Source organism: Brachybacterium sp. 107 (assembly GCF_052379725.1).
Lineage (GTDB): Bacteria > Actinomycetota > Actinomycetes > Actinomycetales > Dermabacteraceae > Brachybacterium.
In genome coordinates this window covers 166,583-187,528 of the sequence record NZ_JBQSYW010000003.1, presented here as the reverse complement: position 1 = coordinate 187,528, position 20,946 = coordinate 166,583, and the positions used below count along the sequence as shown (strand labels likewise).

Below are 20,946 nucleotides of genomic sequence, written 5' to 3'. Positions count from 1 at the left end.
CTCAGTACCCGGTGCCGCCGTCGATCGCCTCGCGCAGCAGGTCGAGATGGCCCAGGTGGCGGGCGTACTCCTCGATCAGGTGGGTGAGGATCCACCGCAGGTTCACCTGCTCGCCGTGGCGCAGCCCGAGCACGGGGCCGTCGAGGTCGCTCCAGCTCGCCTGTGCGGCGCGGGTGGCCTCGAGCTCCACGCGGTAGGCCTCGACATCGGCGAGTGCGGTCACGGGGTCGACGTCGTCGAAGTCCCCGTCGGGGTTGTCGTCGGTGCAGTGCGGGTCGGGCTGCTCGTCGTCGAGCAGCACCTCGCGCAGCCAGTAGGCCTCGACGTCGGTGAGGTGGCGGACGATCCCGATCGGGCTCAGGACCGACGGCGGCACGGAGCGACGGCACAGCTGCTCCGCGTCGAGTCCGTCGATCTTCCGCAGCAGGGTCTCGCGGTAGAACTCGACCCAACGGTCGAGGGATTCGCGCTCCCCGGCCATCGGTGGCGGGTCGACGCGGGTGTCGACCTCGGGGGTGGCTGGGGGCGTGGTGGACGGGGCAGAGGACGGATCAGGTGTGCTCATGGCTGCACACTTCCACGGCACCGGGCTGACCACGAGCGATTTTGCGGCCCGGGAGAACCCCGCCCGCCCCCGGGACGTGGGATACGCAGGACCCCATACGGTGCCGTGCGTCGGTATCGCCCACCCATTCCGACGCACCAGGCCACATGGGGGCGGGAGGAGCTGCGTGCGGGGGCAGCATGCGGTGGTCAGCGTGCGGGGCAGCATGCGGTGAGGTGCGTGCAAGGGCAGCATGCGGTGAGGTGCGTGCAAGGGCAGCATGCGGTGAGCTACGTGCGGGTGCAGCGCCTGCGGTGTCAGCCCAGCAGGGTCTGGGCCAGCGTCACGGCGGCCACTCCGCCCAGCAGCACCGAGAACAGCAGCGTGAGCGTCGAGGGGCGCGCCTTCGTGGACAGCGGTCCGCCGAGGATGCCGCCCACCGCGGAGCCGGCGGCGAAGATCAGCGTGATCGTCCAGTCCACGTGCACGTCGGTGCCCAGGCGCGCCAGCAGGCTGGTGGCGGTCGCGATCACCATGACCAGCAGGCTCGTCCCCGAGGCGCGACGCATCGCCAGGCCCAGGGCGATCACCAGCATCGGCACGACGATGAAGCCTCCGCCCACGCCGAAGAACCCGGTGAGGAAGCCGGTGAGGGTCGCCGCGGCGATGACGAGCGGCAGGCGCGGGGACGCCGACGCGGCCGGGGTCGTGGGCAGCTCGGGTTCGCCGTGGTGGCGCTGGATCCCGTCGGCCGCTTCGACGGTGTCGGGGCCGGGCAGGTCCAGCACCGGATCGTCGTGCACGGCGACCGGCTCCTCTGCCTCGAGCTCCGCGGGGGTTCCGTGCGCGATCGCTTCGGCCCGCTCGTCCCGGCGTGAGCGCAGGGCCCGGCGCAGCATCGCGATCGCCACGCCCACGAGCATCACGCCGAACAGGGTGAGCAGCACGGGCGCCGGCACCAGGGCGCTCAGGCGCGAGCCGACGACGGCGCCGACCACCGAGACGCCCGCGAAGACCAGGCCGTTCTTCCACTCCACGTTCCCGTGCCGGGCGTGGTGCGGGAGGCTGACCAGGGCGGTGATCAGCACGATGATCAGACTCGATGCCGTCGCGGAATGCGTGGGCATGCCGAGCAGGAACACGAGCACGGGGACCGCGAGGATGCCGCCGCCCGCTCCGAGGGCTCCGACCACGATCCCGACTCCGAGGCCGACGCCGATCGCGAGCAGGGCGAGCTCCATGGAGGGACTCCTCAGGGTGAGGGGCCGAGGAGTCGTAGGCCCCGGCGACGATCAGATCGCCTCTACCGTACGTGCCGGTCGCCGGCCGTCAGCCCTCCTCGTGGCGAAGGAAACTCCCCGAATCCTGCCCACGTAGGATCGAAGGCCCCGCTTCCCAGGAGTCGACATGGTCCCCTCTGTGGTCCCCGCTGCGCCCGATCACCCCACGGCCCTGCTGGATCCTGCATCGCCCGCGATGGGGCAGCGGCTGGTCGAGGCGTGGCGCACCGGCGCGCTGATCATGCCGCTGGACACGGACTCCTCCCCCGTGCATCTGCCCGGCCTGCACCGCTCCGTGCTGCCCGCCTCGCTGTCCGGTACCGCCCGCGTCTCGCTCGCGGGGGTGGGCGAGCGCTTCGCCGCCTGGCGTGTGACGCCTCAGGAGAACGCCCCGCTCATCGTGCGGATCCCCCATGTCCCGCCGGATGAGCTGCACCAGGACCTCTCCCAGGAGATCGCGGCGCTGACCTTGATCCCCACCGGGGTGGGGCCCGCACCGATCGCCGTCCACGACGATCCCGTGACCAGCCCGATCGGGCACGCCTATGTCGTCGCGTCCGACGTGCCCGGCACCGCGGCGGCCCCCGAAGCCTGGACCGACCAGGGCCTGGCCGCGCACGCGCGGGTGCTCGCCCGCCTCCACGGCGTCCCTGCCCCGGGCCGTGGCCCGGTGGTGCTCGGCGCGGACCCGTGGGCGGCGGTGCCTCGCGGCGTCCCGTCCCTGCTCAACGAGGTGGAGGAGGAGGTCGCGGCCTGGCGTGGCGCGCATGGTCCCGTGATCGAAGAGCACGCCCTGGAGCCCTTCCTCGAGGCGGCGCTCGCGCGGGTCGCGGCGGTCGAGGGGGAGATCGCCGGGCTGGACGGCTTCGTGCTGTCCCACGGCGACCTGTGCGCCACGAACATCCTGTGGGAGCACGCCCCAGCGGACCCTCACCGTACCGACAGGGCCGTCGGGTCAGACGGATTCGCCTGGTCAGACGGAGCCGCCGGGGCAGACGGGTCAGACGGGTCCGACGACGCCCCGGTGGTGCGATACATCGACTTCGAATGGGCGCAGGGCGACGACCCTGCCCGCGACCTCGCGATCATCGGCGGCGCTGTGCACGGCGGGCCCTGGTACGTGCCTCTGGACGAGGAGCAGGTCACGGCCTTCGTCGACGCTTATGTGCAGGCACGCAGCGAGGATGGCGAACTGCCCGCCTCGATCGCCGACACCGCCTCGCTCCGCGACCGGATGCGGGCGTGGACCGCGTACGAGCGCACCGCGATGCTCGTGCACGTCGCCTCGCGCGCCTCCACCCGGTCCTCGCATCGTCGGGTGCTCCCGATCCTGCGCGGCACCCTCGCCCGAGAGCTCGGGCTCCCCGACTGACCTCCGGGCCGGGCAGACGGGCAGACGGGCAGACGGGCAGACGGGCAGACGGGCAGACGGGCAGACGGGCGCATCCTGCGTGCTGTGCCACGCTCAGGCCGGGCACGGTTGCCCTCCGGGGCGATCTGCGTACGGTGGGGCCATGAGCGACTTCGTGAAGAACGGTCCGAACGCCCCCAAGGGGTACTTTGCCGCGGAGGCCGCCGGCCTCGAGTGGCTGGCAGAGCCGACGGCGGTGCCGGTGGTCCCGGTGCTCGAGGTGGGCAAGGGCGAGCTGCGTCTGGAGCGGCTCGAGGAGATCGCCCCGTCGGCCGACGCCGCCCGCGCCTTCGGCGCGCAGCTGGCCCGCCTGCACGACGCCGGGGCGCCCGGCTTCGGCTGGACCCCGGGTGAGGGCGCCTGGTTCGGCCCTCTCGAGAGCCCCTTCGACGTCCCGGCCGTCGAGCACGAGGACTTCCCCGACTTCTGGGCCGACGACCGTCTGCGCCCCCTGGCCGATCGCATCACCCGCACCCTCGGCGCCGACGGGCACGACACCGTCGACGAGGCGATCGACGTGATCGCCGACGGCGCCTTCGACGGCATCAGCGGCCAGGGCACCGAGAAGCCCTCGCGGGTCCACGGCGACCTGTGGTCGGGGAACCTGATGTGGACCGCGGAGGGCGTCACCCTCATCGACCCGTCGGCCCATGGCGGCCACCGCCTCGAGGACCTCGCGATGCTGTCCCTGTTCGACGCGCCCTTCCTCGACGAGATCTTCGAGGGCTACGAGAGCGAGCACCCGATGCCGGGTGACTGGCAGCAGGACCTGCCCGCCCACCTGTTCTTCGGCCTGCTCGCGCACGTGCACCTGTTCGGCGAGGCCTATGTCGACCAGGCCATCGCCACCGCCGAGTCGATCATCGCCCGGGCGGACGCGCTGGGGGTCTGACCCCCGCAGACTCCCCACCACGCCCCCGGGCACCGACCGGCCACCCGCGCCGAAGCTCGCGCGACGGGCGCAGGACGAGCGCCGGAGGAGTTCAGGACGCCTCCGGAGGCCCTGCACGACGCGATTGTGCGCTGTGCTTCCACGGAGGGAAGTGCAGCGCACAATCGCGTTCTGGAGGGATGGTGGGGACTGGAAGGTCACGGTGCCGACCGGGGTCGGGCGTCCGGCGTCAGGCCGTGACCAGAGCGAGGGTCCGCGGAAGGGGTCGTGCCCGGGTCCCGGTCAGTGGTCGTGGTCTTCGTGCTCCGCGTCGCCCTCGTGCTCCTCGTGGCCGCCGGCGTCACTCGCCTCCGACTCGTCGTGGTCGTCGTGCTCACTCGCCTCGGCATCGTCGTGCTCGTCGGCGCCCGGCGCGATCTCGTACTCGCCCGACGCGGTCCCGGTGGTCACCTGGACCTCGTGCGGCACCACGGGCAGGTCCAGCTCGCGGTAGATCTCGCCGCTGGCGACGTCGACCATCGTGAGCTTCTGCGCCGCGGGGTCGACGACGAAGGCGGTGCCGTCGGCCACGGACATCATGGGGCCGGCCTCCTGCCAGTTGTCCGGCTCGGTCCACTCCCCCGTCACGGGGACCTCGTGGAGAATCTCGCCGCTCTCGGGGTCCAGGATGTTCAGCTCGCCGTCGGCGGTGAGCACCAGGGCCTCACCGTTCGGACCGCGGTCCAGGGAGCGGAACCAGTACTCCGAGCCCAGGTCCACGATCTGCTGGGTGTTGTCGCTGGTGTCGATCAGGGCGATCTCGGTGGGGTGCTCGGCACCGCCCTCGGGATCGGCCTCGACCTTGTGGTCGGCCAGCACGATCGACGAGTCCTCGTGACCCTTCTGGTTGCCGGAGCGCTGGAAGTCGCCGTCGATCGCGACCTTGTGGAACTCGCCGTCGCGGTAGATCACGGAGCCGTTCTCGCAGCCCAGGCTGATCACGTCGCCGGATTCCGTGGGCTTCGCAGCGGCTTCGCCGTGCACGCCGGGGCAGTCGTCGGTCTCGGCGGTGACGTTCCCGTCGGCGTCGAGCGCCTGCACGGTGTGGCGCTCGTCCTCGGTGCCCTGGGTGACGAGCAGGCCCCCGTCGGAGAGCGGTATCGCGACGCCGTGGTGGGGGGCCTCGGTGCTGGTCTCCTCGAGGATCCCGAGGTCGCCGTCGACCAGCGCGGTGGGGTCGATCAGGGTGATGTCGCCGGTGCCGTCGGCGAACAGGGCGGTGCGGTCCCCGTGGGGGACGACGTGGCCGGGCATCGGCGCCGGGACGGACAGATCGGTGAGGGCGGGGTCCTGCACGTAGTAGTGGAAGTGGTCGCCGTGGCCCTGGGCGAGCAGGCCGGTGTCGTACATCGTGATCTCGTCGGAGGCGCCCACGGCGACGTGGCGGCCGTCCCCGGCCGGGTTCAGCCGCACATAACCGGCGACATCGGAGCTGCCGACGGTGCTGCCGTCGGAGGAGTCCAGCGTGGTCACGCCGCCCTCGTGGGCGAGCACGATGCGCGGCGAGAGGGCGGCCACCTCGGTGCGGTCCGTCTCGGGGGCCGCCCCTTCGCCGGCCGTACCGCCGTCGGAGGCTCCGTCGGACCCGCCTGAACCGCCTCCGGCCGGCCCGCCGCAGGCGGACAGCGCGAGCACGCCGACACCGAGGAGCGCGACAGCACGCCGCTTCATGACAATGGTTCTCATCTGAATCATGATCAGAACAGTAGCAGTTCCTGAGAACTGTTCTCAGCAACGAAAGGGTGCCCCGGGTCACACCTGGCGGGTACCCTGAGCGAGGCGACGGGGGTCGCCTGCTGGGGGAACAGCTCAACATGCTCAGGGGGAGCCGACATGAGACGACGTCATGCGACGACACGGCCGGAACGATCCGGGGACCGCAGCGATCGACGACGCCGACGACCTGACCGCACGCGGCATCTGCGCCTGGGGTCCGCTGCCGTCGCGGTCCTGACGCTGACCAGCTGCTATCTGCTGGATCCGGACCTGCTGCCCGAGGGCACGGACGAGGTGTCGATCGAGGTCGGCGAGACGGCCCAGGTGGATCTCGGCGAGTGGTCGCCGAGCATCGGGGACCGCTGGGGTGCGGTCCCCCTGCAGGAGGGCGACGCCGCCGAGTACGCCGCCGTGGACGACGGCGTCGTCACCGCCCACGTGATCCAGGGCGCCGAGGTGTTCGGGGTGCGTGCACGCCGGGACGGCCCCGAAGCGGGCGGCACCACCCCTCACGCCATCGAGCTCTCCGGCGTCGCGCCCGGCACCTCGACGGTGCGGATCGTGCACTGCTACCGCACTGAGATCGCGGAGGGCTGCGACCAGGGGCCTCGCGACATCGATCCGATCGAGCTCACCGTGACGGTCGCCTGACGCGGTCGTCCGCACTGCCCGACCCCTCACGCCGGTTCCGCACCGCCGAGCAGCCCGCGCCCGCACCCTCGTGGTGAACGCGATCGTGCGCCGCGCTTCCGACAGGGGAAGCACGGCGCACGATGGCGTCTCGCGCCGGGTCGGACCCGGCCGGATCGGCTCAGGGCCGGCTCAGCTCAGGGCCGGCTCAGATCACGCCGAAGGCGATCATGGCGTCGGCGACCTTGCGGAAGCCGGCCACGTTCGCGCCCACCACGTAGTCGCCGGGGCGGCCGAACTCGTCGGCCGTCTCCAGGCAGGTGGTGTGGATGTTCTTCATGATCTGCGTGAGTCGCCCCTCGGTGTGCTCGAAGCTCCACGCGTCGCGGCTGGCGTTCTGCTGCATCTCCAGGGCGCTCGTCGCGACGCCGCCGGCGTTCGCGGCCTTGCCCGGGCCGAAGGCGACGTCGGCGGCACGGAGCACGCCCACGGCCTCGGGGGTGCAGGGCATGTTCGCGCCCTCGGACACGGCGAGGACGCCGTTCTTGACCAGGGTGCGGGCCGCGTCGACGTCGAGCTCGTTCTGGGTGGCGCTGGGCAGGGCGATGTCCACCGGGACGTCCCAGACGCTGCCGCCGGCGACGAACCGCGCGCCGTTGCCGCGACGCTCCGCGTACTCGGTGATGCGGCCCCGCTCGACCTCCTTGATCTGCTGGAGCAGCTTGAAGTCGATGCCGTTCTCGTCGACCACGTAGCCGGAGGAGTCAGAGGCGGTGATCGGGATGCCGCCGAGCTGCTTGGCCTTCTCGATCGCGTAGATCGCGACGTTGCCGGAGCCGGAGACGGCGACCCGGCGACCCTCGAACGAGTCGCCGCGGGACTTGAGCATCTCGTCAGCGAAGATGGCCGCGCCGTAGCCGGTGGCCTCCTTGCGCACGAGGGAGCCGCCCCAGTCCAGGCCCTTGCCGGTGAGCACGCCGGCCTCATAGCGGTTGGTCAGGCGCTTGTACTGGCCGAAGAGGTAGCCGATCTCGCGGGCGCCCACGCCGATGTCACCGGCGGGGACGTCGGTGTACTCGCCCATGTGGCGGTGCAGCTCGGTCATGAAGGACTGGCAGAAGCGCATGACCTCGCCATCGCTGCGGCCGTGCGGATCGAAGTCGGAACCGCCCTTGCCGCCGCCGATGGGCAGACCGGTCAGGGAGTTCTTGAAGATCTGCTCGAAGCCGAGGAACTTCACGATGCCGAGGTTCACGCTGGGGTGGAACCGCAGGCCGCCCTTGTACGGGCCGAGCGCGGAGTTGTACTCGACGCGGAAGCCGCGGTTGATCTGCACGACGTTCTGGTCGTCGACCCACGGGACGCGGAAGATGATCTGACGCTCCGGCTCGCACAGGCGCATGAGGATGCCCTGATCGTTGTACTCCGGGTGACGGCCCTGGATGTACTCGAGCGACTCGAAGACCTCGCGCACTGCCTGGTGGAACTCGGGTTCACCGGGGTTGCGGTGCAGCACCTGGTCATACGTGTTCTGGAGCATCGAATCGATCATCGCGGTCCTTTCAGGGTCTCCTGGAGGGGAGAGTCGGCGGTGACAGCGGGCACGGGGGCCCACGGCGACCTACGGTCAGAGCCGTTCCAGAGTACGTAGTCATCCCAGATGTTGGAACACCGCGTCCGAGCAGTGGGCCTCCACCCGGCGCAGTTCTGGTCAGAATCAGCAGAAGTCCCTGCTCGGCCCGGATTTCTGCCGGTCGGGCGCCTCCGCGGTGCAGCGAGGCGAGGATCACTGTCGACAGCACATGACCCCACTACGTACGATCGTACGCATGCCTTCTCCCCTCCCCGAGGTGCGCCGAGCCCGTGGCGCCGTCGCCGCGATGTTCCTGACCAACGGCGCCCTGCTCGCGAACCTCCTGCCCCGCTATCCCGAGATCAAGGGAGAGCTGGGGCTGGCGAACTCCACCTACGGCCTGGTGCTCGCCGCGTTCCCCGCCGGCGCCATCCTCGCCGGGCTGGGAGCCGGTGCGCTGATCCGCCGCTTCGGCTCCGCGCCGCTGGCGGTGGCCGGCACGATCCTCACGGCACTGGGCCTGTTCGCCGCGTCCTGGGCGCCCGTCGCCGGCGTCCTGGCGCTCGCGCTCCTCGTCGCCGGTGCGTGCGACGCGATCACCGATGTCGCCCAGAACGCGCACGGCCTGCGCGTGCAGCGCCGCTACGGACGCTCGATCATCAACTCCTTCCACGCTGTGTGGTCCATCGGGGCGGTGCTCGGCGGCTCGATGGCCGCCCTCGCGATCGCGCTGGACGTGCCGCTGCGCGTGCATCTGAGCGTCTCCGGCGCCCTGTTCGCCGTGATCTCCCTGGTGGCGCTCCGATTCGCCCTCCCGGGAAAGGACCCGGAAAGCCCCACCGGTGGGGCCGACGAGGGCACCGCGGCGGTGGACACCACGGAGGCGGCAGCCGCGGCCGGCACGACGGGCGCTCCCCCGCCGGCCGCCCTGCGCCCGACCCGAGGACGCACCGCGCTGCTGCTGGGAGCCCTCGTCGTGATCGCCATCGGCGGCACGCTCGTCGAGGACGCCGGGAACTCCTGGGCGACCCTCTACCTCGCCCGCGACCTCGGCGCCCCGGCGGCGATCGCCGCCACCGGGTACATCGCCCTGGTGGGTGCGCAGTTCGTGGGGCGCCTGGCCGGCGACTCCCTGGTGGACCGCTTCGGGCAGCGCGCCGTGGCCCGCGCCGGCGGCCTGGTCATCGCCGTGGGCATGGCCACCGCGCTGGCATTCCCGACCGTGCCCGGCACGATCGTCGGCTTCGCCCTGGCGGGCCTGGGCAGCGCGACCCTCGTACCCGCCGCGATGCAGGAGGCCGACGACCTGCCCGGGCTGCGCCACGGCACCGGTCTCACGGTCGTGTCCTGGCTGATGCGGCTGGGGTTCCTCGCCTCACCTCCGCTGGTGGGCCTGGTGGCCGACACCGCCGGGCTCCGCTACGGCCTGCTCGTGGTCCCGATCGCCGGAGCGCTGGTGATCGCGCTGGCCGGTGTGCTCAGCGGCCGACGCGCGCCACGGGTCACCGAGCCCGGGAACGCCTCCGCAACGCTCTGACCGGCGCAAAACAGCCTGACATCTCCCTGACCGGACCCGCGGTGCGCCTCTCAGCCCGACAGAGCCGTCCGCGCCATCTCCACGATCAGTCCGGTCGGGCCAGGCGCCCCAGCGCGCCGCGGATCAGCGCGGCGGCCGACGGATCGGTGTGCAGCGCACGATGCAGGGCGAGGCCCTCGTTCAGGGCGTCCAGCATGACCGCGGTGTCGGCGTCGACGAAGGGGGCCAGCGTGGCCCGGGTGCGCGCCATCCAGCCGCTGGTGATGTCCCGGAACTCCGGCCGGCGGGCCGCCAGGGTGTAGAGCTCCTGGCTGATCACCAGGTCGCGCTGGGTCACGAAGACGTCCTCGTCGATGTTCGCGGCGAAGGCGTCGAGCGCCTCGTCGAGAGTCGTGGCCGACGCCATCCGGCGCTCCACCAGGGCCGCGCCCCGGTCCGCATAGCGGAGGAAGGCCTCACGCAGCAGATCGTCCATCCCGTCGAAGTGATAGGTCATCGACCCCAGCGGGACGTCCGCGGCCGCCGCGACCCGGCGGTGCGACGTGCCGGCGACGCCGTGCTCCGCGATCACGTCGAGGCAGGCATCGATGATGCGGTCGCGGCGCTGCGGGTCGTGGCGGCGGGTACGGGCGGAGTCGGGCACAGACCCGACCCTAGCGGGGCCGGGCGGATCGGTGGCAGTCGCTCGCGGGACCCGGCTCGGGCCCGCTCTCACAGCCGACGGATCGAGGTCACTCGGCATGACCGTCGATGATCGTCCGGTCACCGACGGGCTGCTCGGTCTCGACGAGAGTCGTGTACTCGAGCAGAGGGGCGTCACATCCCCCGATGTGACGTGGGAGGCCACCGGTGGAGACCGAGATCGTGATCGAGCTGGCCGTCTCCTCGACGTCGACGTCATGGCCGTAGCAGTCGTCGACGCCGCCCAGGAAGGTCACACGGATGTGGGTGTCGTCGACGATCTCGGTGCTCTCCCAGGCGGTGGGCAGAGCGTCCACCAGGTCGGATTGCGGCAGCTGGTCCCCCGCGTCGCTGTAGCTGGTGGTCGCCGAGCAGCCGGCGAGGAGGAGCAGGGCGGCTCCCAGTGCGGTCAGCCGCGACCTGGTGTGCAGCAGCCTGCTCATATCCGACCGTCCTCGTGGGCGATGCCCAGTGCGGGGGTGACGCGGCAGATGGCCTTCATCGTCGGAGCCGTCACTCGTCGGACGTCGTGGTGGTGTCGAACGGCAACGAACCATCGTCGGGCACAGGAGCGCCCGAGCACGACGACGCGGTCAGAGCCACCATGGCACCGAGAACCACGACGCGTGCACGACAGGTGTTCATGGCACCCAGTATGTCGGGCGTGAGGGCCCCCGTCCCTTGATACGTTGACGCGATGGATTTCACCGAGTGGGACACACGCGTGAGCGCCTATGCCGTGATCACCGATGGCCACGGACACATCCTGCTGACCTGGTTCAACGGCTCCACTCCGTGGTGGACGCTCCCGGGTGGCGGGGTCGAGTTCGAGGAGTCCCTCGACGCGGCTGTGGTGCGCGAGGTCTTCGAGGAGACCGGGTTCCATGTGGCCGTCGGACGCCCCCTGTTCAGCAGCACCTCGACGGCCGACGCGGGCACCAGCTCACCGCGGCCGTTCAAAGCCGTGCGCGTCATCTTCGAGGCCACCATCATCGGCGGAGAGCTCGGAACCACCGAGATCGGCGGGACGACGGACGAAGCACGCTGGATGCCGCTGGCAGGGCTCCCGGACCACGAGCCCCGAGCGGGCATCGTCGACCAGGCCTACGAGAGCCTCCAGAACGCGACCGACGGATGAGACCTATCGGGACAGCGTCCTCTCGGCGGCGAAGGCCGGGAACAGCGGTGCGGGAGGGTCGGTGGCATCCGGCCACCGGGCGATCATCGCGTCCTGCAGGGCGCTGAGCCAGTCACGGAAGGCAGCCAGCCCGTCGGCCCGCTCCGCGAGCTGCAGGAAGGTCCGGATCTGCTGCACCGTCTGCCCGCGGCGGCGCCAGCTGTCCTGCGGCGCCTGGTCCGGCCGGGAGACCAGGCGCAACCGGCTGATCCGTCCGATCAGGACGATGGCCGCCCCGTCCGCGAGCACCTGGTCGAAGAGGTCGAGCACCTGGTGCGCGCCGCCGTCGGCGAGGGCTGTGCGGTAGGCCGCATCGACGGACTCGATGACGCCGCCTGGCAGCAGCCCCCACGGAGTGCTGTGGTGCGGGAACGGGTAGTACAGGAAGCAGGCGTCGATCCCGAGGTGCCCGAAGCCGCTTCCCTCGAAGTCGACCAGGCGGGCTCCGTCGTCGGTGAGCAGCACGTTCGTCGGATTCAGGTCCCGATGGGTGAGCGCGGAGGAGGGGCCGGGGCGGGTGGATCGTGCCAGGAGGCGCGTCACGTCGTCGCGCGCCCTCCTCGCGGGCGGAAGACCGAGCTCGGTGCACGCCTGCTCGATCTCGTCCCAGTGCTCCCTGCCGAATGCGTACATCTGGCCGGTCTCCACATCTGCGGAGAAGGCGGCGAGGTGTTTCTGGTGCTCAGCGCGCCGGTCGATCGTGCTGGCGTGCAATCGCCCGACGGCAGCGGCCATCTCGACCATGCCCCGGGCGGCAGCTTCCGGATCCGCACCGAGCAGGATGTCCTGCAGGGTGGGCCAGTCGCCCAGGTCGGTCTGGAGCATCACGCCCGCGTCGTCGTCGACATGGATCGTCCGGGCGGTGACCCCGCTGGGCGCGGCAGTTCGCAGTGCCGCGGCCTCGCGGCGCAGGAACGCCGGGCCACCATGCCCCTCCCCTTCGACCCGGCGGGTCTTGGCCACGACCGTCGCACCGATCCCGGGAACGTCCCGATCCAGGCCCAAGCGGGTGACGGGCGCCCAGTCGTGGCCGACATGCTGCTCGGAGGTCAGTCTCACGGGGCGATCGGCGAGCTGGGACAGCGCAGAGCAGATCTGGTCGCGCCGTGCGGCGGTCAGCGGGTAGGCGGGCATGAGCCTCAGAGTAAGCGGGCTGCCGGGGCGCGGCATCACCGCACCCCGGCGACGCGCCCCGGCACCGCGCCCCGGCTCCGCGCCTCAGGCGGCCGGCGGGGTCTCCCCCACGCCGAACTCGCGGATCTGCACCCACTGACCGGTGGGGTTCTTCGCGGTCACGCGGAGGCGGCAGAAGCGGGCGTCGAACGGCTCGTCCAGCGACGCCGTGGCCACGGCGGAGCCGTCGGTCGTGCCGATCTCGGTCCACGCCTCCCCGTCGGCCGAGAGCTCGAGGACGCCCTGGTAGACCTGGTCACCGGGGGTCGAGTCGCTCTTGGCCATCTGGACCTGCACGTAGCGGATCGGGTGGCTCTCCTCGAGCTCGACCTGCACCACGTCGTCGACCTTCGGGGCCTTGCTGGACCAGAACATGGTCGCGAGGTCCCCGTCGACGATCCGCTCGATCGCGTAGTCCTTGTAGGTGCCCAGCGTGGTCGTCGCGGTGCCCGGCAGGCCGCGGAAGGGCAGGGACGGGTCCTCCGGCAGCACGTCGCGCAGCTCTTCCCAGGCGCGGGCGATGAAGCCCTCGAACACGCCGTCGCCCACGCTCGGGACGATCTGGTTCTCCTTGTAGACCCCGTCCCCGCGCTGGTCGGGGACCGTGGCCGCGCCGGCGGCGGCGACGTGCTCCGCCACCCCGGCCGCTGCGGCGGAGGCGTCCTCGAGCCGGTCCTCGGTGATCGCGAGGAGCATCTCGTGCTGGGCGAGCAGCGCCTCGGCCCAGTGGCCGGCGGCGACCATCCACGGCCGCGTGTCCTCGTAGAACCCGGCCGACGCCATGGACTCGAGGCTCGTGGCGAGCTCGGTGATGGCGGTCAGCCGGCCCTCGAGAGTCTTGCCCTCGGCGTCCCCGGACTCATAGGCGGCCCAGAACTCCTCGATGTCCGCGGAGAGCGCCGGCGCCGTCGGGGATCCGCTCCGGTAGGGCCAGTTCTGGTTGAGGTCGGCGAACACTCGCAGGTCCTCACGGACGGACGCGGCCGGGCCGGCGAGCTCGTCGACCGCCGCCTCCCAGGAGTCCTCGGCGTCATAGGCGGGCGGGTTCCAGCAGTAGTCGGCGTAGTTCGCGAGCGAGATCAGCGAGGCGTAGGGCTCGATCATCGGGTTCGCCGTGAATCCGGCGAGATGCTTGTGCAGGGTCGGCGCACGCCCTTCGAGCGGGTTGAGGAAGAGCCGGTCGCGTCGGCCGTCGTTGACGGGGAAGTTGTCCCAGATGTACAGGTGCTCGGTGTGGTACGACGCCACCGCCGTGACCACGGACTTCTCGGTGATCGATGGGGAGAAGACCCCTTCGCCGGTCCACTGGATGCGGATCTCCGGGTGGGCGCCCTCCCCGAAGTCCGTCTTGTACTCGCTGGACCCGGAGCCCGAGTAGTGGGTGGGGACCGTCTGCAGCGGGGCGAGGTCGTGGGCCTCGACGTAGTCCGTCTGCACGCGGTTGAGGTAGTGGACCTGCGCCTCGGCGAGGGAGCTGAACTGTTCGGCGTCCTCCTCGCCGAGCTCGGTGGGGATGTCGTCCAGTGCGATGTAGAAGCTGGTCACGCCCAGCTCCCGCAGCTGCTCGAACTTCGTGACCGTCGCCTCGAAGTCCTCGTCGCTGCCGTAGACGATGTCGTTGCCGGGTGACAGGGCGAAGGTGAAGCTCACGTGGTGCGCGTTCGCGGTCTCGACCAGCTCGGCGAGGTTCTCGAGCTCGTCACCCGCGTAGAGCTCGCGCCACTTCGAGCGCAGCAGCAGGTCGTCCTTGGGCGTGTAGATGTAGGTGTTCAGCTTGTGGTCGCCGTAGAAGGCGAAGTGGTCCAGGCGTGCCTGGTGGGACCACGGGATCCCGTAGAAGCCCTCGATCGCGCCGCGGATCTCCATGAGCGGTTCGTCGCGCACCTGCACGGCGGGGAACCGCGTGCTCCCGGCGAGCAGCTGGCGCAGGGTCTGCACGGCGTAGAACGTGCCGCGGGCGTCGTGCCCGGCGACCCCCATCACGGCGCCGTGGTCGCGGGCGGCGGCGAGCACGTACCCGTCGGCCGCGAGGTCCTCGGGACCCTCGACGCCGACGGCCTCCAGCGCGGCGGCGAGCGTCGGGCTGTCCTCGGGGGTGCCCAGGTGGATGCGGGTTCCGCTCGTGGGGGCCTCGCCGCCGACCTGCACCTCGGGGGTGCAGCCGACGCTCTCGAGCAGCTCGGTCAGCGCGTTCTGGGCCACGGGGTCCGTGTCCTCGCCGACGAGGACGGTCGCCGAGCGGCCCAGCACCACCTCGCGAGCGGAGGTCTCGAGCCCCTGGGGCGCGGGCCGCACGGTCGGGGTGCGTCCGGAGCCTCCGCCGTCGGCGAGCGCGCCGGTCGCCGGGAGCGCCAGGGCGCCGCCGGCGGCCAGGCCGAGTCCGAGCGCCGTCCGCCGGGAGAGCGCAGCCAGCCCGCGCCGGTCGGAGCTGGGCGTGGCGTTCGAGGTCGAGGTCGAGCGTGCCGGGGTCGAGGGAGTCGCGGATGCCGAGGTGGGGGTGGATCGATTCACAATGGTCGCCTTCCAGGTCCGCGCCAAGAGGCGCGGGAGGGGTGGGGACATGGGAGGGGGCGCATCACGCTCTGTGATGCGCCCCACAGGATCGCCTCCAACGTACCAGGACGGTCGACGTCAGACGGCCCCTTCGGCAACCTCGACCCCGTCGGCCCCCTCCGGACCCTCGGGCTGGAAGATCTCCTCGATCGGCGCCCCGAAGAGGGCGGAGATCCGGAAGGCCAGCGGGAGGGACGGGTCGTACTTGTCGTTCTCCAGAGCGATGACCGTCTGCCGGGAAACTCCGAGCGCCTTGCCGAGCTCGGCCTGCGACCAGCGCAGCTCCGTGCGACGGGCTCTGATCTCGTTGCGCATGACTGCCCCTCTCAGCGGTAGCGGACGGCGGAGACGATGGTGCCCACGATCCACGAGACCATGAGGATCGTGAAGGCGAAGATCCAGTTGACCTCCGGCAGCACCGAGAACTGCAGCACGCCGACCGCGAGGATCAGCGGCGTCGCGATGAGGAAGGCCAGCAGGATCGCCTCGGCGATCTTGCGACGTTCGAACTCATCGCCACTGCGGTACATCTCGATGTTCGCCCAGGCGATGAAGCCGATGCCGGGAAGGATCAGGAGCACGGGGAGCCAGGCGAGGACACCGGACGTGCTGACGACATCGGCGAGCAGGAGGCCCAGGACGTAGAGCGCGATGCCGATCACGAAGCGGGCGACGAAGGCGCGGTTGGCGCGGGCGCGGGGCGTGGTGGTCATGATGACTCCTTCGAGAGATACGGGCGAGGGCCGCGGGACAGCGGCAGGTCAGAGCAGGGCGAGCGCGAGGGTGGGCAGGCCCAGGAACAGCAGGTCCAGGCCCCAGTGCGCGAGCACAAGCGGGAGGAGGCGACGGAACCAGAGCCAGAGCCCGCCCAGGATCAGCCCGGCGAAGAACGTGGTGAGGACCTTCGAGGCGACCTCCGGACCGGAGGTGAGGGCGAAGCCCACGTGCTGGAGGCCGAAGACGGCGGCGACCGCGATGAGGGCGCCGATGCGACCGATCCGCTGCTGCAGCCTGGGCTGGGCGTATCCGCGGTAGACCGCCTCCTCGGACAGCGCGATGGTCAGCGGCGCGATGAGGACGGCCACGAGACCAACCCACAGCGGCACTGCAGGCGCGGCGCCGGTCGGCACGGGCGGGGCACCGCCGTAGACGATCAGGTTCGCCGCGACGTTCGAGGCGAGGAAGCCGACGACGAGGATCAGCAGGAGCAGGGCACCCCAGGCCAGATCCAGCCAGCGCAGAGGGCGGAAGAGGTCCCACAGCCGGCGGCCCTCGGCGCGCATCGCGAGGCCCACGAGCCCGAGAGCGACGACGTCGACGACCACGACGAGCGCGTTGGCATAGACGAGGGACGTGTTCGCGGCCAGCAGGCCAATGCCGAGCAGGAGGATCAGCAGCGGGCGGGCGGCGAGGACGCCGAGGAGGCGCGGGAGCGGTGTCGTCGGGGCGACGGGATCTGCGCCGACAGTGTCATGACCAGCGGTGACGGGAGAGGCTGCGGAGTGGATGGCCGGGGTGGGTACCGATGTGCTCATACCAAGAATGTAAGGCCTCCTTGACATGCGAGTCAAGGGTCCTTGACCACAAATGTCAAAGTCGCTTGACAGTGCAGGTCAGGCGCACACCCACGGCGCGGCCGGCACTCCCGCGGCGCGGCCGGCACTCCCGCGGCGCGACCGGCACACCCGCGGCGCGGCCGGCACTCCCGCGGCGCGACCGGCACTCCCGCGGCGCGACCGCGCAGCTCAGATCCCGCGCACGTCCAGTTCGTGCTGCACCCAGGCCGGATCATCGGTGGTCAGGGAGTCGACGCCACAGGCGAGGCCGATCGCGAGCTGCTCGGCACTGTTCACCGTCCACGGGTTCACCTGCAGGCCCGCATCCCGGGCGGCGCGTGCGGCCCGCAGCGACAGGCCGTCGATCGCGGGCCCGATCCCGGCGGCGCCGATCTCCTGCGCCGTCGCCAGCGCCTCCTCGTCGATCACGGAGACCAGATAGGACACGGCGGTGTCCGTGCTGCGTCGGATCTCGGTGAGGGCGTCGGCGTGGAACGAGATGACGGTCGACGCCGCGGCGGGCGACCCGGCCGCGAGGCCCTGCAGCTGCTCGGCCACGGCGCGGGCGGCCGCGGCGACCTTGACCTCGATGAAGATCGGCACGGTGGTCATCGCCAGCAGTTCCTCGAGGGAGGGGACCTTCTCCCCGTCCGCGAGCAGCACGGTGTCCAGCTCGGCGCGGGTGAGATCGCCGATCGCGCCGGTGCGCAGAGGGGAGTCAGGCGCGGCGGTGCGGTCGATGGTCTCGTCGTGCATGACGACGACGTGGCCGTCCGCGCTGAGGTGGACGTCGCATTCGAGCACCTGTGCGCCGTCCTCGATGCCGCGCCGGAAGGCGGCGAGGGTGTTCTCGGGGGCGTGCGCGGAGGCGCCTCGGTGGCCCACGATCGCGGGACGCTGCAGGGACGGGGCGGACTGGTCGGACATTGTTCTCCTGGACTGCTTCGGAGCCGGCCCGACGGCCGGCGCTGGTGACGGACAGCTGAACGCACCCGATCGAGCGCGAGGACTGCTGCGCGCGAGCGGGACTCCGTTCGCGCAGGAAGGATCCTTGGACCCTACCGGCGGCCCGTATCCCCGGGGCTCAGTCCCGGGAAGCGAGGTGCTGCTCGACCACACGTCGTGCGTGGGCCGGGTCGTCGGCCCCGATCTCGGGGACCCCGAGATCCACGGCGCGACGGATCTCGTCGTCCGTGCGGGCGGCCCAGGCCGACGGGATCAGGCCCACGCCACGGATCCGGTCGAAGTCGCCGTCGCGCACGTCGGACAGGCGCACGCCCAGGATCTCGGCCTTCGTCGCCATCGCGTCGTCGAGCGCCTGCTCGCTGAGAGCCCGGACCAGCAGCCCGCGGGGCACGTCCGGTGCCACCTCGAGCGCGATCCGCAGCGCCTCCGTGTGGAAGGAGATGATCCGCGCCGGGGCAGGGCCCTCCCCCGACCAGACGGAGCCGGGGAAGGTGTCCTGAAGGATCTGACCGGCCAGGGCGGCCGCCGCCGGGGCCTTGATCTCCACGAGCACGGGAAGTCGCGTGCCGTCCTCCCGCACCGCGGCGTCGAGCACCTCGATGAGGGTGGGGATGCGCTCGCCCTCCCCCACCAGGACCTCGTCGAGCTCGGCTCGGGTGAGGTCCGCGACCGTGCCGGTGCGCCGGGGCGAATCGCCCTGGGCCGTGCGGTCGATGGTGGCGTCGTGGATGATCACGTCGCGCCGGTCCCGGCTCAGGTGCACATCGCACTCGAGCTGATCGGCGCCGTCGGCCACCCCGCGGCGGAAGGCGGCCACGGTGTTCTCCGGGGCCACAGCCGCCGCTCCGCGGTGACCGGTGATCCGGGGGACGGACGTGCGTCGGCTCATGCGGTCACCAGCTCCTCCATCAGGGTGGTCGCCCAGGCGGGGTCGTCCACGGTGATCGTGTCGCAGCCCAGCTCGAGAGCGCGGGCCAGCTCCTCCTCGGAGCGGGCGGTCCACAGGTTCAGCTCCACCCCGAGCTCGCGGGCCCGGAGCACGTCGGCCTGGCGGGCGTCGGCGATCCGCACCCCCACTTGGGCGACCCCGAGCTCCTGGGCGGTCTCGAAGAACTCCGGCGAGGTCGCCGTGGTGGTCAGCAGCAGCGGCAGCCGGGCATCGGCCTCCTTCACGGCGCGCAGTGCCTCGGCGTGGAAGGAGATCACCAGCGCCGGTGGCGTCGGCCCGTCCCAGGCCTCTCCCGGGAAGTAGGCGGTGAGGATCTCGACCACCCGTCGGGCCGCGGCGGGGGCCTTGATCTCCACCAGCACCGGCACCCGAGCACCGTCCTCCCGGACAGCGGCGTCGAGCACCTGCTCGAGGGTCGGGATGTGCTCGCCGCCGCCCACCAGCACCCGGTCCAGCTGGGCCCGGGTGAGATCGGCGACCGCCCCGGTGTGCAGGGGCGAGTCGTCCTGCGCGGTGCGGTCGATCGTGGCGTCGTGGATGATCGCGTCGGCCCCGTCGCTGCTCAGGTGCACATCGCACTCCAGCAGCTGGGCTCCCTCGGCGATGCCGCGACGGAACGAGAGCACGGTGTTCTCAGGCTCCACCGCAGCGGCTCCGCGGTGGCCCACCAGGGCGGGCAGCCGGGTGCCGGGGAGGGGCTGCCCGGCAGGGTCCGCCGGAGGAACGGACGCGGGAACAGTCGCGGGAGCGGCCGCGGGGGCGACCGCGGGGGCGACCGCGGGGGCGACCGCGCGGGCTGCGGCGGTCATCACTTCCACCCCTGGAAGTCGACGGCCTCGTAGCCCTCGCGCTTGTCGTCGAGCGTGTCCTGCAGCTCGGCGGCGAGGGCGTCCAGGACCTTCTGGGGAGCGGCGCCGTCGCCGTAGACCTGGCCCTGCGAGGCACCGATCTCGGTGACCATGCCGGAGTCCCAGTTGGTGTAGTCCGCGGTGCGGGCGTTCGCCAGCTGGTTTAGCGCCACCAGGTAGTTCGGGTTCTTCGCGACGAGATCCTTGACCGACTGGGTCTCGGCGGCCGCCTGCACGATCGGCACATAGCCCGTGCCGACGTGCCAGGCGGCGGACTGCTCGGCCCCGGCGAGGAAGCGGAACAGCTCGGCGCAGGCGTCCTGACGCTCCTGGGACTCGGAACGCACTATCGAGAGGCCGGAGCCGCCGGTGGGGACCTGCTTCTCCTCGCCCTCCTTGGAGAGCATGAAGGCGACGCCCACGTCGAACTTGTCGCCCGCGGCCTCCGTCTGGCCGGTCAGCGAGGCCGTCGAGCCGCGCCACCCGGCGGTCACGCCGGCCTGGAAATCGGTCCCGGCATCCTTGGCGAGGTAGCCGAAGCCGTCGTCGTGGATGAACTTCCGCTGCCACTCGAGCCACTCGGCGCCGGCCTCGTCGTTGATCGTGACCTCGAAGTCCTCGTTCGCATTCGCGCCGCCGAAGCCCCAGATGTCGGCCTGACCCGTCCAGGCGTCGGCCGAGAACGCCATCGCGGACAGCGGGCGGCCCTCGACCTCGATCTTCGCCAGCTCGGGGGCGAACTCCGCGAGGTCCTCCCAGGTCTCAGGGCCCTCCTCGGGAAGGCCCGCGTCGCGGTAGATCGAGCGGTTGAAGTAGAACAGCGGCGTGGAACGGGCGAAGGGCACCACGAAGGTCTCTCCGGCGGCGATCCCCTCGTTCACGTAGTTGGGGATGTAGATGTCCGTGTTCCACTCGTCGTCGAAGTACCCGTCCAGCGGGGCGAGGGCGTCGGAGGCATGGAACTGCAGCCACTGCATCTCGGGGAAGCAGACGATGTCGGGCACGGCGCGGGCCTGCAGGGCCGCGGTGAACTTCTGCGTCAGATCGGCGTAGCCGCCCACGGACTCCGCGATCGCGACGATCTCGTCCTGCGACTCGTTGAACTCGGTGAACAGCGTCATGAGAGTCTCGAAGAGCTCTCCGGTCCAGGGGGCCCAGAACAGGATCGCGGTGCGGCCCTCGTAGCCGGCGGGCACGGTGAGGTCCGCCTGCGAGAAGCCGTCGCGGATGTTGCTCTCGGCGTTGTCGCCGCCGCCGTTCGGGGAACCGCAGGCGGCGAGGCCGGCGGCGCCGGCACCGAGTCCCAGGGCGGCGAGCAGGCTGCGACGGGACGGGCTGGAGAGGTGACGGGACATGTGCGGTGCTCCTTGGAGAGTGGTCCGGCTCGGGGTGGATCGACGGGTCGTCATCGGGTCAGGGTC

General features: G+C 71.5%; 20 protein-coding genes. 5 read left to right on the top strand and 15 right to left on the bottom strand.

Features of this window, described 5'->3' with window-relative positions; genetic code table 11:
• Position 1 precedes the first annotated feature (1 nt).
• Both ACT3UL_RS05690 and ACT3UL_RS05685 read right to left on the bottom strand, forming a co-directional pair.
• On the bottom strand, positions 2–565 hold the full coding sequence (locus ACT3UL_RS05690) for a DinB family protein (protein ID WP_444577174.1): 564 nt from the start codon (positions 563–565) through the stop codon (positions 2–4).
• A gap of 296 nt (positions 566–861) precedes the next feature.
• A complete protein-coding gene (locus tag ACT3UL_RS05685; protein ID WP_444577173.1) occupies positions 862–1,785 on the bottom strand; it encodes a sulfite exporter TauE/SafE family protein in 924 nt (307 codons plus the stop codon).
• A 166-nt stretch (positions 1,786–1,951) separates the two neighbouring features.
• Between ACT3UL_RS05685 and ACT3UL_RS05680 the strand changes: the two genes are divergently transcribed.
• The gene (locus ACT3UL_RS05680) at positions 1,952–3,196 is read left to right on the top strand and encodes an aminoglycoside phosphotransferase family protein (protein WP_444577172.1); all 1,245 of its coding nucleotides are present in this window, start codon (positions 1,952–1,954) and stop codon (positions 3,194–3,196) included.
• Between the two features lie 142 nt (positions 3,197–3,338).
• Positions 3,339–4,127 carry a fructosamine kinase family protein gene (locus ACT3UL_RS05675; protein WP_444577171.1) on the top strand — a complete coding sequence of 263 codons (789 nt, stop codon included), beginning with the start codon at positions 3,339–3,341 and terminating at the stop codon, positions 4,125–4,127.
• 282 nt (positions 4,128–4,409) lie between these two features.
• Here the strand turns inward: ACT3UL_RS05675 and ACT3UL_RS05670 are convergent, their stop codons facing one another.
• Positions 4,410–5,852, bottom strand: a complete 1,443-nt coding sequence (locus ACT3UL_RS05670) for a hypothetical protein (RefSeq protein WP_444577170.1) — start codon at positions 5,850–5,852, stop codon at positions 4,410–4,412.
• Between the two features lie 147 nt (positions 5,853–5,999).
• On the opposite strand from ACT3UL_RS05670, the gene ACT3UL_RS05665 reads away from it, so the two are divergent.
• Entirely contained in the window at positions 6,000–6,533 is a 534-nt protein-coding gene (locus tag ACT3UL_RS05665) for a hypothetical protein (protein WP_444577169.1), read from the top strand.
• 187 nt (positions 6,534–6,720) lie between these two features.
• On the opposite strand, the gene gdhA is transcribed toward ACT3UL_RS05665, so the two are convergent.
• Positions 6,721–8,064 carry an NADP-specific glutamate dehydrogenase gene (gene gdhA / locus ACT3UL_RS05660; RefSeq protein ID WP_444577168.1) on the bottom strand — a complete coding sequence of 448 codons (1,344 nt, stop codon included), beginning with the start codon at positions 8,062–8,064 and terminating at the stop codon, positions 6,721–6,723.
• A 277-nt stretch (positions 8,065–8,341) separates the two neighbouring features.
• Here gdhA and ACT3UL_RS05655 point away from each other — a divergent pair, with 277 nt between their 5' ends.
• Positions 8,342–9,622, top strand: coding sequence for an MFS transporter (locus tag ACT3UL_RS05655; protein ID WP_444577167.1), 1,281 nt, complete (start codon positions 8,342–8,344; stop codon positions 9,620–9,622).
• A gap of 85 nt (positions 9,623–9,707) precedes the next feature.
• Here the strand turns inward: ACT3UL_RS05655 and ACT3UL_RS05650 are convergent, their stop codons facing one another.
• The gene (locus ACT3UL_RS05650) at positions 9,708–10,265 is read right to left on the bottom strand and encodes a TetR/AcrR family transcriptional regulator (RefSeq protein ID WP_444577166.1); all 558 of its coding nucleotides are present in this window, start codon (positions 10,263–10,265) and stop codon (positions 9,708–9,710) included.
• Positions 10,266–10,353: 88 nt separating this feature from the next.
• On the bottom strand, positions 10,354–10,746 hold the full coding sequence (locus ACT3UL_RS05645) for a hypothetical protein (RefSeq protein WP_444577165.1): 393 nt from the start codon (positions 10,744–10,746) through the stop codon (positions 10,354–10,356).
• Positions 10,747–11,000: 254 nt separating this feature from the next.
• On the opposite strand from ACT3UL_RS05645, the gene ACT3UL_RS05640 reads away from it, so the two are divergent.
• A complete protein-coding gene (locus tag ACT3UL_RS05640) occupies positions 11,001–11,441 on the top strand; it encodes an NUDIX hydrolase (protein WP_444577164.1) in 441 nt (146 codons plus the stop codon).
• A gap of 3 nt (positions 11,442–11,444) precedes the next feature.
• On the opposite strand, the gene ACT3UL_RS05635 is transcribed toward ACT3UL_RS05640, so the two are convergent.
• From ACT3UL_RS05635 to ACT3UL_RS05595, 9 genes are all read right to left on the bottom strand, one after another.
• Complete coding sequence (locus ACT3UL_RS05635; protein ID WP_444577163.1) at positions 11,445–12,614, bottom strand: phosphotransferase family protein; 1,170 nt, start codon at positions 12,612–12,614, stop codon at positions 11,445–11,447.
• Positions 12,615–12,698: 84 nt separating this feature from the next.
• Complete coding sequence (locus ACT3UL_RS05630; RefSeq protein ID WP_444577162.1) at positions 12,699–15,164, bottom strand: beta-N-acetylglucosaminidase domain-containing protein; 2,466 nt, start codon at positions 15,162–15,164, stop codon at positions 12,699–12,701.
• 120 nt (positions 15,165–15,284) lie between these two features.
• A complete protein-coding gene (locus ACT3UL_RS05625) occupies positions 15,285–15,521 on the bottom strand; it encodes a helix-turn-helix transcriptional regulator (RefSeq protein WP_444577161.1) in 237 nt (78 codons plus the stop codon).
• Between the two features lie 11 nt (positions 15,522–15,532).
• Positions 15,533–15,919, bottom strand: coding sequence for a hypothetical protein (locus ACT3UL_RS05620; protein ID WP_444577160.1), 387 nt, complete (start codon positions 15,917–15,919; stop codon positions 15,533–15,535).
• Between the two features lie 48 nt (positions 15,920–15,967).
• A complete protein-coding gene (locus ACT3UL_RS05615) occupies positions 15,968–16,741 on the bottom strand; it encodes a CPBP family intramembrane glutamic endopeptidase (protein WP_444577159.1) in 774 nt (257 codons plus the stop codon).
• A gap of 210 nt (positions 16,742–16,951) precedes the next feature.
• On the bottom strand, positions 16,952–17,689 hold the full coding sequence (locus ACT3UL_RS05610) for a glycerophosphodiester phosphodiesterase (RefSeq protein WP_443412463.1): 738 nt from the start codon (positions 17,687–17,689) through the stop codon (positions 16,952–16,954).
• A gap of 157 nt (positions 17,690–17,846) precedes the next feature.
• Positions 17,847–18,617: a glycerophosphodiester phosphodiesterase gene (locus ACT3UL_RS05605; protein ID WP_444577158.1), complete on the bottom strand. Its 771-nt coding sequence runs from the start codon at positions 18,615–18,617 to the stop codon at positions 17,847–17,849.
• On the bottom strand, positions 18,614–19,486 hold the full coding sequence (locus ACT3UL_RS05600; protein ID WP_444577157.1) for a glycerophosphodiester phosphodiesterase: 873 nt from the start codon (positions 19,484–19,486) through the stop codon (positions 18,614–18,616). The genes ACT3UL_RS05605 and ACT3UL_RS05600 overlap by 4 nt, the downstream gene beginning before the upstream one ends.
• Positions 19,486–20,880 (bottom strand): ABC transporter substrate-binding protein, encoded by a 1,395-nt coding sequence (locus tag ACT3UL_RS05595; RefSeq protein WP_444577156.1) that lies wholly within the window; start codon positions 20,878–20,880, stop codon positions 19,486–19,488. Before ACT3UL_RS05595 ends, ACT3UL_RS05600 begins: the two co-directional genes overlap by 1 nt.
• Positions 20,881–20,946 lie beyond the last annotated feature (66 nt).